The 15922-nt window shown below is 63.7% G+C and carries 17 protein-coding genes, 1 tRNA gene and 1 pseudogene; 8 read left to right on the top strand and 11 right to left on the bottom strand.

Annotated elements, in window-relative coordinates; genetic code table 11:
• Positions 1 to 97 precede the first annotated feature (97 nt).
• The 5 genes from QX034_RS18275 to mobB all read right to left on the bottom strand — a co-directional run bounded on the left by QX034_RS18275 (position 98) and on the right by mobB (position 4868).
• Positions 98 to 391 carry a hypothetical protein gene (locus tag QX034_RS18275; protein ID WP_409997785.1) on the bottom strand — a complete coding sequence of 98 codons (294 nt, stop codon included), beginning with the start codon at positions 389 to 391 and terminating at the stop codon, positions 98 to 100.
• Positions 392 to 464: 73 nt separating this feature from the next.
• Entirely contained in the window at positions 465 to 2120 is a 1656-nt protein-coding gene (locus tag QX034_RS18270) for an OFA family MFS transporter (protein WP_315701127.1), read from the bottom strand.
• A gap of 625 nt (positions 2121 to 2745) precedes the next feature.
• Positions 2746 to 2988 carry a sulfurtransferase TusA family protein gene (locus tag QX034_RS18265; protein ID WP_315701128.1) on the bottom strand — a complete coding sequence of 81 codons (243 nt, stop codon included), beginning with the start codon at positions 2986 to 2988 and terminating at the stop codon, positions 2746 to 2748.
• An 87-nt stretch (positions 2989 to 3075) separates the two neighbouring features.
• Positions 3076 to 4332: a gephyrin-like molybdotransferase Glp gene (glp, locus tag QX034_RS18260; RefSeq protein ID WP_315728525.1), complete on the bottom strand. Its 1257-nt coding sequence runs from the start codon at positions 4330 to 4332 to the stop codon at positions 3076 to 3078.
• 14 nt (positions 4333 to 4346) lie between these two features.
• Positions 4347 to 4868 (bottom strand): molybdopterin-guanine dinucleotide biosynthesis protein B, encoded by a 522-nt coding sequence (gene mobB / locus QX034_RS18255; protein WP_315701130.1) that lies wholly within the window; start codon positions 4866 to 4868, stop codon positions 4347 to 4349.
• A gap of 204 nt (positions 4869 to 5072) precedes the next feature.
• Between mobB and QX034_RS18250 the strand changes: the two genes are divergently transcribed.
• From QX034_RS18250 to QX034_RS18240, 3 genes are read left to right on the top strand one after another with little or no spacing between them, the layout of a single operon-like run.
• Positions 5073 to 5963, top strand: a complete 891-nt coding sequence (locus QX034_RS18250; protein WP_315701131.1) for a formate dehydrogenase accessory sulfurtransferase FdhD — start codon at positions 5073 to 5075, stop codon at positions 5961 to 5963.
• Positions 5956 to 6591: a molybdenum cofactor guanylyltransferase MobA gene (gene mobA / locus QX034_RS18245; RefSeq protein ID WP_315701132.1), complete on the top strand. Its 636-nt coding sequence runs from the start codon at positions 5956 to 5958 to the stop codon at positions 6589 to 6591. The genes QX034_RS18250 and mobA overlap by 8 nt, the downstream gene beginning before the upstream one ends.
• A complete protein-coding gene (locus QX034_RS18240) occupies positions 6581 to 7195 on the top strand; it encodes a cation transporter (protein ID WP_315701133.1) in 615 nt (204 codons plus the stop codon). The genes mobA and QX034_RS18240 overlap by 11 nt, the downstream gene beginning before the upstream one ends.
• Before the next feature lie 197 nt (positions 7196 to 7392).
• Here the strand turns inward: QX034_RS18240 and QX034_RS18235 are convergent, their stop codons facing one another.
• The 3 genes from QX034_RS18235 to QX034_RS18225 are packed head-to-tail and all read right to left on the bottom strand — an operon-like array spanning position 7393 to position 9678.
• Complete coding sequence (locus QX034_RS18235; RefSeq protein WP_315762885.1) at positions 7393 to 8217, bottom strand: substrate-binding domain-containing protein; 825 nt, start codon at positions 8215 to 8217, stop codon at positions 7393 to 7395.
• 43 nt (positions 8218 to 8260) lie between these two features.
• Positions 8261 to 8983, bottom strand: coding sequence for an energy-coupling factor ABC transporter ATP-binding protein (locus QX034_RS18230; RefSeq protein ID WP_315765612.1), 723 nt, complete (start codon positions 8981 to 8983; stop codon positions 8261 to 8263).
• A gap of 2 nt (positions 8984 to 8985) precedes the next feature.
• Positions 8986 to 9678 carry an ABC transporter permease gene (locus QX034_RS18225; protein WP_315762889.1) on the bottom strand — a complete coding sequence of 231 codons (693 nt, stop codon included), beginning with the start codon at positions 9676 to 9678 and terminating at the stop codon, positions 8986 to 8988.
• A gap of 86 nt (positions 9679 to 9764) precedes the next feature.
• Between QX034_RS18225 and QX034_RS18220 the strand changes: the two genes are divergently transcribed.
• From QX034_RS18220 to QX034_RS18210, 3 genes are all read left to right on the top strand, one after another.
• Entirely contained in the window at positions 9765 to 10649 is an 885-nt protein-coding gene (locus QX034_RS18220) for a helix-turn-helix transcriptional regulator (protein ID WP_315701138.1), read from the top strand.
• Positions 10650 to 10764: 115 nt separating this feature from the next.
• Entirely contained in the window at positions 10765 to 11964 is a 1200-nt protein-coding gene (locus tag QX034_RS18215) for an ABC transporter substrate-binding protein (RefSeq protein WP_316196091.1), read from the top strand.
• Between the two features lie 235 nt (positions 11965 to 12199).
• Positions 12200 to 12275, top strand: a tRNA-Ile gene (locus QX034_RS18210).
• Positions 12276 to 12395: 120 nt separating this feature from the next.
• Here the strand turns inward: QX034_RS18210 and QX034_RS18205 are convergent.
• Positions 12396 to 12947, bottom strand: a complete 552-nt coding sequence (locus QX034_RS18205) for a TetR/AcrR family transcriptional regulator (RefSeq protein ID WP_315701139.1) — start codon at positions 12945 to 12947, stop codon at positions 12396 to 12398.
• 118 nt (positions 12948 to 13065) lie between these two features.
• Here QX034_RS18205 and QX034_RS18200 point away from each other — a divergent pair, with 118 nt between their 5' ends.
• The gene (locus tag QX034_RS18200; RefSeq protein WP_315701140.1) at positions 13066 to 13923 is read left to right on the top strand and encodes an oxidoreductase; all 858 of its coding nucleotides are present in this window, start codon (positions 13066 to 13068) and stop codon (positions 13921 to 13923) included.
• Positions 13924 to 14157: 234 nt separating this feature from the next.
• Here QX034_RS18200 and QX034_RS18195 read toward each other — a convergent pair whose 3' ends face one another.
• Together QX034_RS18195 and QX034_RS18190 are read right to left on the bottom strand one after the other, a co-directional pair.
• Positions 14158 to 14517 carry a hypothetical protein gene (locus QX034_RS18195; protein ID WP_315701141.1) on the bottom strand — a complete coding sequence of 120 codons (360 nt, stop codon included), beginning with the start codon at positions 14515 to 14517 and terminating at the stop codon, positions 14158 to 14160.
• Between the two features lie 28 nt (positions 14518 to 14545).
• Positions 14546 to 14917 carry a hypothetical protein gene (locus QX034_RS18190; protein WP_315701142.1) on the bottom strand — a complete coding sequence of 124 codons (372 nt, stop codon included), beginning with the start codon at positions 14915 to 14917 and terminating at the stop codon, positions 14546 to 14548.
• A 422-nt stretch (positions 14918 to 15339) separates the two neighbouring features.
• On the opposite strand from QX034_RS18190, the pseudogene QX034_RS18185 reads away from it, so the two are divergent.
• A pseudogene (locus QX034_RS18185) lies at positions 15340 to 15714 on the top strand (sulfatase-like hydrolase/transferase); the annotation flags it as partial.
• Between the last annotated feature and the right edge of the window lie 208 nt (positions 15715 to 15922).

The raw sequence follows: 15922 nt of genomic DNA, 5'->3' as shown, positions 1-15922 counted from the left end.
TGCCAGAGGCAAGTGCAACTCGCAATTTACGAGGTCATCGCTCCATGAGCGGAAACGAGGGAACCCATTTCCGCCCGCGGCTGATGCGGGCCGAGCCTCAGCCCTTGCTCGTGCAATCCTCGATATAGAACCAGCGTTCGTCGCCCAGGAGACCCTTTGCCTTGACCTGCTTCCGGCAGGCCTTCAGCTTCGGCCTGTTCGCGCTCCACTTGGCCTTCATCTCCTTCAGCCTCTGCATCGACAGCTTCACGCGCGACGGCTTCGCGCCATCGGAGGCGGCCGCAGCAGCCGGCGCCGTCTGGGCAAAGCCGGTCGAAAGCGGATTGGCGACCAGCACCGCTGGCAAGACAACAAATCCAAAGCCGAGACATTTCGACCCCCCTAAAATCATTCATCAACAATGGCGCAAAAAAAATGCGGGACGCGCCGGGCTGGCGCGTCCCGCAATCAATAACGCAAGGCGATCAGAAAATCTTGACCGCGCTTTCCAAGGTCTTCCAGACACCCCACAACAACGGGATACCGACGAAGAGCCAGAACAGGCCGGCCTTGGCGTCGAGGCCGCCCTTGCCGATGCCGAACGAGCCGTGCTGGATTCCAGCTTCGGTCTTGGCGGTCTCGGCCTGATACCGGGCGACTTCCTCCGGGCTCATGTTCCACTTGTGATCGACCGGCTTGATCAGGAAATTGCAGATCAGGCCGGCGAGCAGCATGGCGCAGAGAATGTACATCGTCGAGTTATAGAGCTGGTCGCGCGGCACGCCGGCAGCCAGCTGGAACTCGCGGATGTAGTTCACCACGACAGGGCCGATGATGCCGGCCGTCGCCCACGCCGTCAGCAGCCGGCCGTGAATGGCACCCACGAATTGGGTTCCGAACAGGTCGGCGAGATAGGCCGGCACCGTCGAGAAACCACCGCCATACATCGACAGGATGACGGCGAACGCTCCCACGAACAGCAGTTTCGAGCCCATTGCCGCAAAGGTCGGCGCCAGCGCGTAGAGCACGATGCCGATCAGGAAGAAGCAGTAGTAGGTGTTCTTGCGGCCGATGTGATCGGACAGCGACGCCCAGAAGAAACGGCCGCCGATGTTGAACAGTGACAGCAGACCGGCAAAGCCGGCCGCGATCCCCGCGATCGTTGCCTTCTGCGCAGCGTCGAGCTGGTTGAAGCTGACGTCGGGCAGGCCGATCAGCTTGCCGGCGAAGATCTCCTGCAGCATCGGCGAGGCCATGCCGATCACGCCGATGCCGGCGGACACGTTGAGACACAGCACCCACCAGACCAGCCAGAACTGCGGCGTCTTGTGAGCATCCCGCAGATGGACATGGTGCTCGGAGATCATCGCCTTCTTGGTCGTCGGCGGTGTCCAGCCATCTGGCTGCCAACCGGCCGGAGCCACGCGATAGGCGAAGGCGCCGATCATCATGAAGATGAAGTAGATCACGCCCATCGCGACGAAGGTCTCCCAGACGCCGACCGAGGTCGGAGTCTTGAAGTAGTTCATCAGCAGGTTCGCCAGCGGCGCACCGATCATGGCGCCACCGCCGAAACCCATGATGGCCATGCCGGTCGCCATGCCGCGCCGGTCCGGGAACCACTTCACCAGCGTCGAAACTGGCGAGATGTAGCCGAGGCCAAGCCCGACGCCGCCGATCACGCCGGCGCCGAGCCACATGATCCAGAGCTGGTGAATATAGATCCCGAACGCAGCGATCAGCAGGCCACCACCCCAGCAGCATGCTGCAACCGCACCCGCTTTTCGCGGACCCGCGCGCTCGAGCCAGCCGCCCCAGATCGCAGCGGAGACGCCGAGCAGCACGAAGAACAGCGTGAACATCCACCCCAGGCTCGCGACCTTCCAGTCGCAGGTCGTGGTGAACAGCTCCTCGACCAGCGACATGTCCGGGCAGGCTTTGGTCTGGGTGATGCCGATCGACCGCGACAGCGGTAGCCAGAACACGGAAAAACCGTAGGCCATGCCTATGCACAAATGGATGCATAGCGCCGCAGGCGGCACCAGCCACCGATTAAAGCCGGCCTTGGCGACGGTATGCTCGCGGTCAAAAATTCCCGGGCTTTCCTCGACCATGGTTCCAGCACTCTCAACGCTAGCCATTCAAACCTCCCCTACTTGCGCCCGTCCCAAGGCTAAGTCCCATCTTCAGTCCCCTTGATTTGAATCAACGCGGTCAGTCGCGGCCGTCCGTAATGGATGCACCACGACATGTCGCGATGCACAAGGCCCCAAGGTCGGCTTCGACACGCATAACACCCCTGCCGACCTCTTATGCCGCCTGCCATCATTGTGTCGGGGTTTGCTTCCGCCTCGATTCACAACGGGCATGACTGATCCTCCGCAACCTCTGCGGAGAAACCGTGATTGGTGCAGAAGCCGCGGAAGATGTCGAGTCGCAAAAGCTGATATCGAAACAAACAACGTAGATTCGTCGCGGCGCAGCAACAAACATTGCTCATTGTTACGTTGCAGCGCGTGCAAATCATTAGTTCGCCACTAACAGCTGCAGGCAAAGGTGCGACCGAATGACGCGAGTCATTCGAGTTCTCGATCAAATCATCCGAATCTCAAATGGAACCGCGGGCCAGACGTTGGTAGTTTGATTCTACGTGTCGCGCTATCCCAATCTCGAGCGGCTCTACCACGCTGGCACAGTGCGAGTTTGACGCCGCCAGGATGTCAGGAGCAGGGCGAAACCCAGCCCGCCCGGGTAACAAAGATGCGATCAGCCAACCTGCGCACGATCGCATTTCTCGATCAGGAACACGATCTGCCGCTCGCTGCGCTCGGCGATTTCGACCTTGTCGCCGGTCTCACGAATCAGATTCGGGATATCGATCACCGACAAGGGATCGGTGCAATGCACTTCGAGGCGGTCACCAGGCTTGAGGGGCTTCAGCGCCTTGCGGGTCTTCAGCGCCGGCAGCGGGCACTTCAAGCCCTTGAGATCGAGCATCGTCGTTGTCATCGGCGGACCATGGCGAAGCAAGACCGCAGCGTCAACCGACGGCCGAAAAGGCCGTGGCCCAAATTGCGCATGGCGGAGCACGCGCCTTCAAATCAGTTCGGCATAAGAGAGGAAGCCGACGCTCTGGCCGGGCTCGACCTTGATGATCTCCTCGCCGAGTTCTGCCAGCCCGTCAGTCTCGATCAGGGACGAGAGGAGGCCAGCGCCCTCGCGTGGGAACTTGGTCGCCTCGAACGAGCCATCCGCCGCCTTGCGCAAGGTCACGCGAACATATTCGCGGCGGCCGGCCTTCTTCTTGTAGCTGAAGGCGGCGCGCACCGGCATCGGCATGAGCACCTCCGGCAGGCCGCCGGCAAGGGCCAGCACGGTCGGCCGGACCACGTGGACGAAGGTGACAAAACTCGCCACCGGATTGCCGGGCAGGCCGATGAACGGGGTACCCGAGATGATGCCCATCGCGACCGGACGTCCCGGCTTGATCGCCATCCGCCACAGCACCAGCGAGCCGACACTCTCGACCGCAGCTTTGACGTGATCCTCCTCGCCGGTCGAGACGCCGCCGGTGGTCAGAAGCAGATCGTGCCGGGCAGCGACGTCGCGCAGGGACGTTGCGAGCGGCGCCCGCTCATCGCTGAAGATGCCGAGGTCGGACACCTCGCAGCCGAGGCGTTTCAACATCGCCATCAGCATGAAGCGGTTGGAATCGTAGAGCTGCGCCGGCCCGCGCGAAGCGCCGGGTGAGGCCAGTTCATCGCCGGTGGAAAACACCGCCACCCGGATGCGGCGCCGCACGGTCAGCGCCGGCAGGCCAAAGGCGGCGGCCACCGCCAGATGTTGCGGGTTCAGGCGTAGGCCTGCTTTGAGTGCGACGGCGCCGGCCGCGATGTCCTCGCCTGCGGGACGCACATTGGCGCCCGGCTTCAACCCGGCAGGCAGCCTGACGCGGCCGTCGTCGGCGAGGCCCACATCCTCCTGCATGAACACGGTGTCCGCGCCGTCAGGCATGGGCGCACCGGTGAAAATGCGCACGGCGTGCGCGCCCACAATGGGAGCTGCCGCCACGCTGCCGGCGGCAACGCGCCCCGCGACTGCGAATGTCGCCTCACGTCCGACCGGCAGATCGGCCGCGCGCACCGCGTAACCGTCAACGGCCGAATTCGTGAATGGCGGCAGCGGCAATGGCGCCGCCACATCGCCGGCAAGGATGCGCCCATCGGCCGCGATCAGCGGCACGGTCTCGGTTTCCGAGACCGCGCTCACTCTCGCTGTGATGATGCCGACGGCATCGTCGATCGACATCAAGGGGCCGCCGAAGGCAAAACAATCGTCGGAGAGCTGCGCCATGATGTCTCTGCCTCTTAATGTCGGGCCATCGCAATGATGTCGGCGACCGGCATTGCCGCCTGCAACATCAATGCTGCAATCGCCGGGATGTCGTCGAGATGGACGGTCGGCAGCGACGTTTTGATCGCGGCATCGCTGGCGATCCCGATGATGGCGGGGTCGTTCGGGAACAGCAGCGGTTTGTCGTTGGCTGCGCGATGCACCTCGATCTTGCGATGCGGATCGGCCTTGTAGCCCTCGACCACCACGAGATCGACCGGGGACAATTTGGCCAGCAGGTCGGCGAGCGCGGGCTCCGCGTCACCGCGCAACTCATGCATCAAGGCCCAGCGCGCGGCTGAAGACACCAGGACCTCCTCCGCCCCTGCCTCCCGATGCCGCCAGGAATCCTTGCCGGGCACGTCGACATCGAATCTGTGGTGGGCATGCTTGATCACGGACACGCGCAGGCCCTGCGCTTTCAGATACGGAATCGCGCGGGTCAGCAGGGTGGTCTTGCCGGCACCACTCCAGCCGGCGAGGCCAATCACGTTCATGTCTTGTCTACTCCGCAACCGGTTCGCTCCGAAGCTTCCCGTCATTGCGAGGCGCATCAGCGCCGAAGCAATCCAGAATGGTTCCGCGGAGAAGATCTGGATTGCTTCGGCGCTGGCGCTCCTCGCAATGACGAGCAAGCGCTGCTTCGCGCCCGGAGCCATCATTATATCGGCGGGATCGCCTTGTCATGCTAAGCTGAGACTATGGTGAAACTCGAAAGATCCCCCGCCCCGCGCATCCTGCCTGACCCAAGCGATCCGCGGCTGACCGAGCGCGTCAGCGGCATCGACCAGACCGGCGCGCGGGTCGAAATCAAGGTGCCGGTGGAGCGGCCGCTGACGCTCTACCTGAACGCCCAGGAGATCGTCACGATGATGACCATCGGCGATTATCCGGACTATCTGGCGCTCGGCTATCTGCTCAATCAGAACATGCTGAAATACGACGACGTCGTCACCGAGGTCGAGTATGACGACGATCTGCAGGTCGTGGTCGTGCGCACCGAACATCACACCAATTTCGAAGCGAAGCTGAAGAAGCGCACGCAGACGTCCGGCTGCGCGCAAGGCACCGCCTTCGGCGACCTGATGGAGGCGATCGAGAGCATCGTGCTGCCCAAGGCCGAGCTGCGTACCTCGTGGCTCTATCAGATGACGCAGACCATCAACACGATGCCTTCGCTCTATCTCGAGGCCGGCGCGATCCATGGCTGCGTGCTGTGCGAGCAAGGCACGCCGATCTGCTACACCGAGGATGTCGGACGTCACAACGCCGTGGACAAGATCGCAGGCTGGCTCTTCCGCCACGGCGTCGATCCCGCCGACAAGATCCTCTACACCACGGGCCGGCTGACCTCCGAGATGGTGATCAAGACGGTGCGGATGGGCATTCCAATCCTGGTGTCGCGCTCCGGATTCACGGCGTGGGGCGTCGACCTCGCGCGCCAGGTCGGGCTGACCCTGGTCGGTCGTACCAGGGGCAAACGCTTCATCGCGCTTTCGGGCGCGGAGCGGATCGTCTACGACCAGGATCTGGCCTATGTCGAAGAAGAATCGGCCAAACACCGGCGCAAGGGCGAAGGCGGCGATGACTGAATCCATGACCGCGATGGACATTCCGGGCGTGGTGCTGGCCGGCGGGCTGGCGCGGCGGATGGGCGGCGGCGACAAGCCGATGCGCGTCATCGCCGGCCGCACCATCCTGGAGCGCGTGATCGCGCGGCTTGCGCCGCAATGCAGCCGCCTGATCCTCAATGCCAATGGCGATCCCGCCCGCTTTGCAGCGTTCGGCCTGCCGGTCGTGGCGGACAGCGTCACCGACTTTCCCGGACCGTTGGCAGGAATCCTCGCCGGGCTGGACTGGGTCGCAGCCAACCTGCCGTCCGCACCATGGATGCTGAGCGCAGCCGGCGACTGCCCATTCCTGCCGCGGGATCTGGTGACGCGGCTGCACGCCGCGGTATGCGCCGACGGCACCGAGCTCGCCGTGGCGGCATCGGACGGCCAGTCGCATCCGGTGATCGGGCTGTGGAAAGTATCCTTGCGCGATCAGCTGCGTCACGCGCTGGTGGTCGAGGACATCAGGAAGATCGACCGCTTCACCGCGCGCTATAGGCTCGCGACCGTGACCTGGCCGACGACACCGCTCGATCCCTTCTTCAATGCCAACACCGCCGAGGATCTGGCGGAAGCTGAGCGACTGGCGGCATCCAATGGCGGTTGACGACATCACTGACGATCCGCGAACGACCGCGGTGCGGCGCGCGGTGATCGCCGTTGCGCTGCTCAATCTCGGCTATTTCGGCATCGAATTCGCGGTGGCGCTCGCGATCGGATCGGTGTCGCTGTTCGCCGACAGCGTCGACTTCCTCGAAGATGCTTCGGTCAATCTCCTCATCCTGTTTGCGCTGCGCTGGAGCGCGCCGGCCCGCGCGTGGCTCGGCATGGTGCTCGCGGTCGTCCTGCTGGTGCCGGCACTCGCCGGGCTGTGGACCGCGGGCGAGAAGTTCTTCACGCCCGCCGTCCCCGAGCCGCTGCCACTGACCATCACCGGCTTAGGTGCGCTCATCGTGAATCTCTCCTGCGCGATCATGCTCGCGCGGGTCCGGCATCACCATGGCAGCCTGACGAGAGCGGCGTTCCTGTCGGCGCGCAACGACGCGTTTGCCAACCTCGCGATCATCGCCGCAGGGCTGATCAGCGCCTTTCTGTGGCACTCGATCTGGCCCGACCTGATCGTCGGCGTCGGCATCGCCTGCCTCAATGCGGACGCCGCGCACGAGGTGTGGGAAGCCGCGCATGCCGAACGCAAGGCGGCGAAGGCGTAGCCAGAACTCGACGGAGAGAGCCTCAAGCGGCAATTGCAATGGCGGTCTGCTCCCTCTCCCTTCGGGAGAGGGCTGGGGTGAGGGGCTACGGTCTATCGATAGAGCTGTGCCCCCTCACCCGATCGCTTCGCGATCGACCTCTCCCCACCGGGGAGAGGTGTCACGAGCGCGCGGCAACAGCTCATACAGCACCAAGTTCAGGATTTCGTGTTGGGGAAGAACAGCTGCTGGCCGTCGATCTTGTAGTTGGCGATCGCGGCCTGACCTTCCGGGGAGATCAACCAGTCGACGAAAGCCTGGCCGTCCGCCTTCTTCACATGCGGGAATTTCTCCGGGTTCACCAGCATCACGCCGTACTGGTTGAACAGGTGCGTGTCGCCCTGGACCAGGATGGCAAGATCGCCGCGGTTCTTGAATGAAATCCAGGTGCCGCGGTCCGAGAGCACATAGGCGTTCATCGCACTTGCGGTGTTCAGCGCCGCTCCCATGCCCTGCCCGATCTCGCGATACCAGGGCCCTTTTTGCGCTGTTATGTCGATGCCGGCGTCCTTCCACAGCGCAAGCTCGGCCTGATGGGTACCGGAGCGGTCGCCGCGCGAGACGAAGGGCGCAGCCTTGGCGGCGATCGCCTTGAACGCGGCGAGGATGTCGTTGCCCTTGACATGCGCCGGGTCGCTGCTCGGACCGATCAGCACGAAATCATTGTACATGACGTCATAACGCTTCACGCCGTAGCCTTCGGCCAGGAATTTCTCCTCCTGCGCCTTGGCGTGGACGAACACGACGTCGGCATCGCCGCGCCGCGCAGTGTCGAGCGCCTGGCCCGTGCCTTGCGCGACCACCTTCACGTCGATGCCGGTCTTGGCCTTGAACAGCGGCAGCAGATAGCCGAACAGGCCGGAATCCTGCGTCGATGTCGTCGAGGCGACCACGATCGAGTGGTCCGCGGCGCGCGCAGGCGCAAGCGCCGCGACCGCCGCGACGAAGCCGATGACGAGCAAGGAGCCGAGGCGAGCGCGCATCACGATGTCCTTCTTGTTATTGTGAGCTTGTCGTTGTGTGCGTTCAGAGCACGAGATCGCCGCGGATGAACGCCGCAGCGTCCGGCGTTGCCGGATTGTCGAGGAAATCGATCACGAGGCTGCGTTCGCGCAGCGCGCCGCGCACCAGAAAGATCACGTCGCCGGCAAGCCTGCGCACCTGGCCGAGATCATGTGTGCTCATCACGACCTTGATGCCGGACTGCGCCGCCCTGAGTACGACGTCTTCCACCGCGCGGGTCGCGGCGGGGTCGAGGCTCGCGGTCGGCTCGTCCAGAAACAGGATTTCGGGCTCGCGCGCCAGCGCACGTGCCAGCGCCAGGCGCTGCTGCTCACCGCCGGACAATCTTCGCGCCGGACGCTCCGAAAGCTCGGACAAGCCGACGCGATCGAGCAGTTCCGCAATGCGCGCGGGGCGCTCGGCACGCGCCACACCCGCATGCGCCAGCGCGTAATCCACATTGGCCGCAGCACTTCGCCGCAGCATCACCGGACGCTGGAACACGAAGGCGCGCCGCGCCGGCGCGCTCTCCTCCCGGCCGCCCCAGGTCATACGGCCTTCGCTCGCGCGCGCCAGGCCCATGCACAGCCGCAACAGGCTGGTCTTGCCCGAGCCATTGGGGCCGACGATCATGGTCGGCGGTCCTTGCGTGATCCTGAGGCTCACACCCTCGAGGAGAGGCGTGCGCCCGGCGCGCAGCGAGACATCCTCAAGCAGCAGCGGCAGGTCGCTAAGGGGCGCGCGCATCTCTAACCTGCCTGCCGTTCCGACCAGGCGCGCATGGCCCAGGCAGCGGCGTTGATCGCCACCACGATGGCGAGAAGAATGAGCCCGAGCCCCATCGCGAGCGGCAGATCGCCCTTGGAGGTCTCCAAGGCCACCGCCGTCGTCATGGTGCGGGTGAAGCCATCGATATTGCCGCCGACGATCATCACAGCGCCGACCTCGGCCGCCGCGCGGCCGAAGCCCGCCAGCAGCGCCGTGAGCAGACTGAAGCGCGCATCCCATAAGACGGTCGTCAGCCGCCCGACCGGGCCGACCGCCATCGCCGCGAGCTCATCACGATATTCGACCCAAAGATCGGCGATGGTCTGACGCGTCAATGCCGCAAGGATCGGCACGATCAGCACGGTCTGCGCAATCACCATCGCGCTCGGCGTAAACAGGATGCCAAGTTCGCCAAGCGGGCCCGAGCGCGACAGCAACAAATAGATCGCAAGCCCGACCACGACCGGCGGCAGCCCCATCATCGCATTCAGTCCGACCACGATCGCTTCGCGGCCCGGAAAACGGGCCAGCGCCAGCCAGGCGCCGAGCGGCAACCCGATCAGGGTCGAGAGCGCAACTGCGGCGAGGCTGACGATCAGCGACAAGCGGACGATTGCGAACAAGGTCGCATCGCCGCTCGCGATCAACTCCCAAGCGCTGCCGTGATCTACCATCTGCCGCTCCGCCTGCCCTGTTCGGCATAATTTCCCGGTGCTGTCAAACAATTGAGCAGGACCCAAAATATGCATATAGATGCAGGATGGAATTCCTCACTACCAGCGAAGCGGCCGACTACCTTCGGTTGGGCGAGCGCAAGCTCTATGAGCTCGTGACCTCGGGAGCGATTCCCTGCAGCAAGGTCACCGGTAAGTGGCTATTCCCGCGGCATGAGCTAGATCTGTGGGTGCTGGCAGGCATGGCACGGCCGCCCGGCATGCCGGCAGCCGACCCGCCGCCGATCGTCGGCGGCAGTCAGGACGATCTGCTCGAATGGTGCCTGCGCGAATCCGGCTCGGCTCTGGCCTCGCTGACAGAAGGCACGCTGCGCGGCGTCGAGCGGTTGCAGCGCGGCGAGGTGATCGCCACCGCGCTTCACTTTCACGGCAGCGGACCTGAGCAGAGCGACGCCAACGTCGCGGCGGTGCAGGCGATGCCGGGCCTTTACGACGCCGTGCTGGTCGGGGTTGTCAGGCGGGAACAGGGACTGTTGGTGCCGCTCGGCAATCCGCGGCATCTCTTGAGCCTGGCCGACGTGCTGGCCTCTGGCGCGCTGGTTGCCGTGCGGCAGCCCGGCGCGGGTGCGCAGCTTCTGCTGGAAAGCCTGCTCGCACGCACCGGCGCCAGATTGAGAGATTTGAAGCGCCGCGAGCCCGCCTGCTTGACCGGACCAGATCTGGCTGCCGCAATCCGCAACGGCAGTGCCGATTGCGGCATCGCCACGCGCGCGGCGGCCAAGGCGGCCGGGCTCGATTTCGTGCCGCTCACCTGGGAAAATTTCGACCTCCTGACGCGGCAGCGCAGCTATTTCCGCCCCGCGATGCAGGCCCTGATCCGCTTCCTCGCCGACAAGCGCACGCAGCAGCGCGCCGCCGAACTGACCGGCTATGATACCTCTCCCGCCGGGCAGATCCGTTTTGCCGCCTGATTGACTGGAACCGCCGGTTGATTGCACAAAGGGCGACCGGCCGAGAGAGCCGGAGATATCGGGGGAGGACGGATTGCCTTTTATCGACGCCAAACGCGCGACCAAGGCCGCGATCATGGGCGCGATCATGGGCGCGGCCCTGCTTTGCGTTGCGCCCACAGCCCGCGCCGAGATTTCAGACGGCGTCGTCAAGATCGGCGTGCTCTCGGACATGAACGGCCCGGCATCGACGCCGACCGGCCAGGGCTCGGTGACGGCCGCGCAGATGGCGGTCGACGATTTCGGCGGCAAAGTGCTGGACAAGCCGATCAGCGTCATCGTCGGCGACCATCAGGACAAGCCGGATATCGGCGCTGCGATCGCGCGGCGCTGGTATGACACCGAACAGGTCGACCTGATCGTCGACGTGCCGGTCTCGGCGGTCGGCCTCGCGGTGCAGACCATCGCCAACGAGAAGCACCGGCTGTTCATCACGCATTCGACCGGCGCGGCCGATTTCCATGGCAAGTTCTGCTCGCCTTACGCCATGCAATGGGTGTTCGACACCCGCGCGCTCGCGACCGGGACGGCGAAAGAGGTGGTGAAGCGCGGCGGCGACAGCTGGTTCTTCATCACCGACGATTATGCCTTCGGCCATTCGCTGGAGCGAGATGCCTCCAGCGTCGTGACCGCCAATGGCGGCAAGGTGGTCGGCGCGGTACGCCCGCCCTTCGCAACGCCTGATCTCTCCTCCTTCGTCCTGCAGGCCCAGGCCTCCAAGGCGAAGATCATCGGCATTGCCGCCGGGCCGCCGAACAACATCAACGAGATCAAGACGGCGGCCGAATTCGGCGTGCTCAAGGGCGGCCAGCAGATGGCGGCCTTGCTGGCGCTGATCACCGACATCCACTCGCTCGGCCTGCAGGCGGCACAGGGCCTGCTCCTGACCACCTCGTTCTACTGGGACATGGACGACAAGACCCGCGAATGGTCGAAGCGCTATTTCGCCAAGATGAACCGGATGCCGACGATGTGGCAGGCCGGCGTCTATTCCGCCGTGACGCATTACCTGAACGCCATCAAGGCCGCAGGCAGCGACGATCCGCTTGTCGTCGCGGCGAAGATGCGCGAGACGCCTGTGGAGGATTTCTTCGCCCGCCACGGCAAGCTGCGCGCCGACAATCTGATGGTGCACGATCTCGTGCTGGCGCAGGTCAAGTCGCCGGAGGAAAGCAAATATCCGTGGGACTATTACAAGATCCTGGCGACGATTTCCGGCGAGGACGCCTTCGGCCCGCCCGATCCGGCCTGTCCGCTGGTGAAGCGGCGCGAATAGCGATTGGCGAGTAGCGAATGGGAATTTTTCCTGTTCGTTACCCCCTACCCGCCATTCCGCGAGCTTCGCCGGCATCATCAGGATTCGGCGAGAGATCCGGCAGGCGGCATTGCCGGATCGGACGCCACGCGGTAAACGGGGCCCGCACCGTCGCCCGGCCTCCCACCGGCATTGGTCGAACCAGCCGTGCCGGTTCGATACCACAGATGTCGTTGTGGGTAGCGCCAGCGCCGCGGGGCCTGTAGCTCAATGGTTAGAGCCGGCCGCTCATAACGGTCTGGTTGCAGGTTCGAGTCCTGCCGGGCCCACCAATGAACCAAGAGCTTATCGGGTCTCGTCTTCTCGCAGTTGAATACCGCACCAGAAACACCTGGTTTTGTCGTTCATTGCTCTACTTCAACGCCCACCAAATTGTCGCGCCACGATGACAGTCAGTCGCTCAACCGGCTCCTGGTTGCGCGAAGAATGTCGTCCGATAGCTTGGGATCGTTCACGGCCCGGGCGAGCACGAGCGCTCCGACCAGCGAGGCCAGAGTCGCCAGCGCTTTTTCCTCGCGCTGCCGTGGCTTCAGCTGGGACTCCATTCGGCCGCTCAGGAGCGCGACCACGCCCCGCACTCCGGCCGTGAAGCGCTCTCTCACGCCACCACTTTGACGCGGCATTTCACAACACAGCGCTGCCAATGGGCAGCCGCTTCCCGGCTCGTCGCGATGCGCCGCCGAGAGATATTCTGAAACGTAGTCGCCGAGCGCAAAGACCTTGGGCACGTCCTGCCCGTTGGTGGCGATTGCGTGGGCCACCGCTTCTTCGACGAGCCGTTCCTTGGAACCGAACTGACTGTACAGGCTGCCATGGGTCATCCCGGCCGCCTCCGCCAGCGCGTCGACACCGACGCCGGAGATGCCGCGCTCTCGCATGAGGCGGGAGGCGGCATTGAGAATGCGCTCGCGGTTCTTGGCTGCCTGTTCTTTTGAAACGCGCATGTTCGCTGGTCCTCAGTCTCGGGACTTGACAAATATAGTGGCGACCGTCATCTATATCAATAATTACGATCGCAATCAAATTGGTTCAGAATCGGCCCCCTGCCGTCAGGAGACTCTTATGAACAGCACCCAAACAAAGATAGCGCTCGTTACCGGCGCTTCGTCAGGCATCGGCCAAGCCACGGCGGAGCGGCTCGCGAAAGGCGGCTACAAGGTCTACGGCACGAGCAGACGGGCAGCCCGGGCAAACAAGCAATCGTTCGAGATGCTGTCGCTTGATGTAACCAGCGATGAGTCCGTCGAAGCCGCAGTTGCCGAAGTGATACGGCGCGATGGCCGCATTGATCTGCTCGTGAACAACGCCGGATTCGGTGTTGCCCCTGCTGGGGCGGAGGAGAGCTCGATCAGTCAGGCCCGATCGATTTTCGAGACGAACTTTTTCGGACTGATCCGGATGACGCGCGCCGTCGTGCCTCACATGCGACGCCAGGGGAAGGGCCGCATCATCAATATCGGCTCCGTGCTCGGCTTTCTGCCGATGCCTTATGGTGCGCTCTATGCCGCAACCAAGCACGCCGTGGAAGGCTATTCGGAATCGCTCGACCATGAGCTGCGCACGAAAGGCATCCGGGTCTCGGTCATCGAACCCGCGTACACGAAGACGCCGTTTGACGCGAACTTCATGGAGCCGGATGCCAAGCTCGATGCGTATCGCGAGGCACGCGAGGGCGTGACCAAGAGAATGCACGAGGTGATGGCAACCGCCGAACAGCCCGGCGTCGTTGCCGACACCGTCCTGAAGGCGGCCAGCGCGGCGCACCCAAAAATCCGATACGCGGCCGGCAAACTCGCAAACCGCCTGCGGTTGCTCCACCGATTTGCTCCCGCCGCCCTGGTGGACGCCGGGATTCGAAAGGACCTGCGGCTTGACGCGCTACCGGCGGCGCAGCCGGCCCGCACTGCCCGAGCTTTCTAACTGCGTGCGGCGGATCCAAGCGCCGCGCCCCCAAACGCAGTCGATCTCAATCGAAGGCTCAGCAAATTCAACCACGCCGACCGTTGTCCTCCCGCTCATAACGGTCTGGTTGCAGGTTCGAGTCCTGCCGGGCCCACCACTGAATCACGGGTGATCGCGCGACTAGCCGAACGCCGCCTGGCCCGCGATCTTCGTCCCCGCGCTACGCGGCAGGTCTTTCCAACGAGTGCAGCCCTACCGTCGCCGACGGACGGGCGGCACGACCGGCGGAAGCTCCCGTTGCCAGATGGTCCCGTTATCGAACTGGATCAGCATGCCATCCGGCGAGTAGACCGCGCTCTCGTTGAAGGCATCGATCCAGATCCGGTTGGCCGGCGAATACCAGTCCGGCCACGCGCGCGAAGGCACCCCCGCCTCGGTCAGAATGTTGAGCTCGGGGCCATTCTGGGTGACGTAGGCCGGCAAGCCGCCGCGGCACATCTGAATGCACCTGAAGATGCCGGTGAGATTGATCGACTGGGCCGACGCGCCAGAAGCCGGAATCACGGTCGCGGCAATGATGCCGGCGACGAGTGCGAAACGCTTGATGCTCATAGATTTGCTCCATCGATAATTTGATTCACTATCGCTTGTTTCGATTCTTGCTGGCGCCCCTGAGTGGCGCCGCCGACGTCATCGCGCTTGCCGTGTCCGTCATCTGAATGCAGGTGAGCAGATCGACATAGCTTTGAGTCCCGTCCGACATGGCCTCACTTTCGCATTCATTGCGGACGGCCGGTTTGGTCGCCGACCATGCAACCTCGAGCTGCTGCCGCGCCGCTGTCTCATCGCGCATGCAATCGGAGACACTCTGCGCCAACGCCAATCCCATCGCCTTGTCCGTGTCGGAGGTCGCCTGGCAAAGCGCTTCGACTTTCAGTTCGGGAACGCGATCGGACACCGCTATCAACGATTGGCCTGCAAGCATGGCAGCTGAAATCAGAACAATCTTCATGCATCTCTCCGTTCGCTAAAATGTACGAAACGAGCCACGCGAGCGGATGCCAAGCGTTGATGCAGATCAAAACTGTTAGAGCGATCTATCTTGCTGATCAGCTCCGCCGATGACAGCATTACGTCGACCCAATCTTACAATCTATAGTAGATTCAATGAATTGAGAGACCGAAAGGCAATGCCTTGCACCTGGCTGCCGCGCGTTTCTCCTGATTAGATTTCGACGTCTGCATAGGCGCTGGCACAGTGATCCCGACTTAAAGCGGCCGGTCCGGCAGCAGGGCGCACCTAAGATCGGTTGATCTGCGTCAAGTTCAGAGAGCGGAAACAAAGTGAGGATTGGCCGTTTTCGAGGAGGCATTGCAGTGCATTGTCGTCGACATTTAGTTGCCGCATGCGCATTGTTTGTTGGCGCGCTATCGATGTCCGCATCGAGTGAGGCGCAGCAGATACGTGGCACTCCGGGAGCGCCAAGCACCGTGATGACATTGCCGGGCCTGCAATTGCCGGCACCCACGCCGCAGTTTTCGGGAGCGATCCAGCCTAATGCGGTTGATAGTACACCCGCTTGGCCGCCGCAGATCATGCCTCCAGCCAATGCGCCGAACGTCCTCCTCATTCTGACCGACGACGTCGGCTTCGGAGCGCCTTCGACGTTTGGCGGCGTGATCCCAACTCCGACGCTTGACCGGGTCGCAGCGGACGGCCTGCGTTACACCAGCTTCCACACCACCGCATTGTGCTCGCCAACCCGCTCGGCGCTCCTGCAGGGCGGCCGGTTCGGCGGATGGGGATTCTACCTGAAGGACGGCAGGCCGACCTTCACCATGAACCTCCTGAACGTCGAACGGCCCAAGTGGCAAGCACGAGAGGCGTTGAAGCCGGGCCGACATACGATCGTTTTCGACTTTGCACTGGAGCAGAAGGGGGAAGTCCCGTTCGGACATGGCGGCACGGGCGTGATGTCCGTGGACGGTCAGGAAGCCGCGCGCATCACGCTTCCCC

Source organism: Bradyrhizobium sp. SZCCHNR3119 (assembly GCF_032487775.1).
In the GTDB taxonomy this organism is placed as follows: domain Bacteria; phylum Pseudomonadota; class Alphaproteobacteria; order Rhizobiales; family Xanthobacteraceae; genus Bradyrhizobium.
Note: the sequence above shows the minus strand (reverse complement) of the source record. Positions and strands in the feature narration are given on the sequence as shown.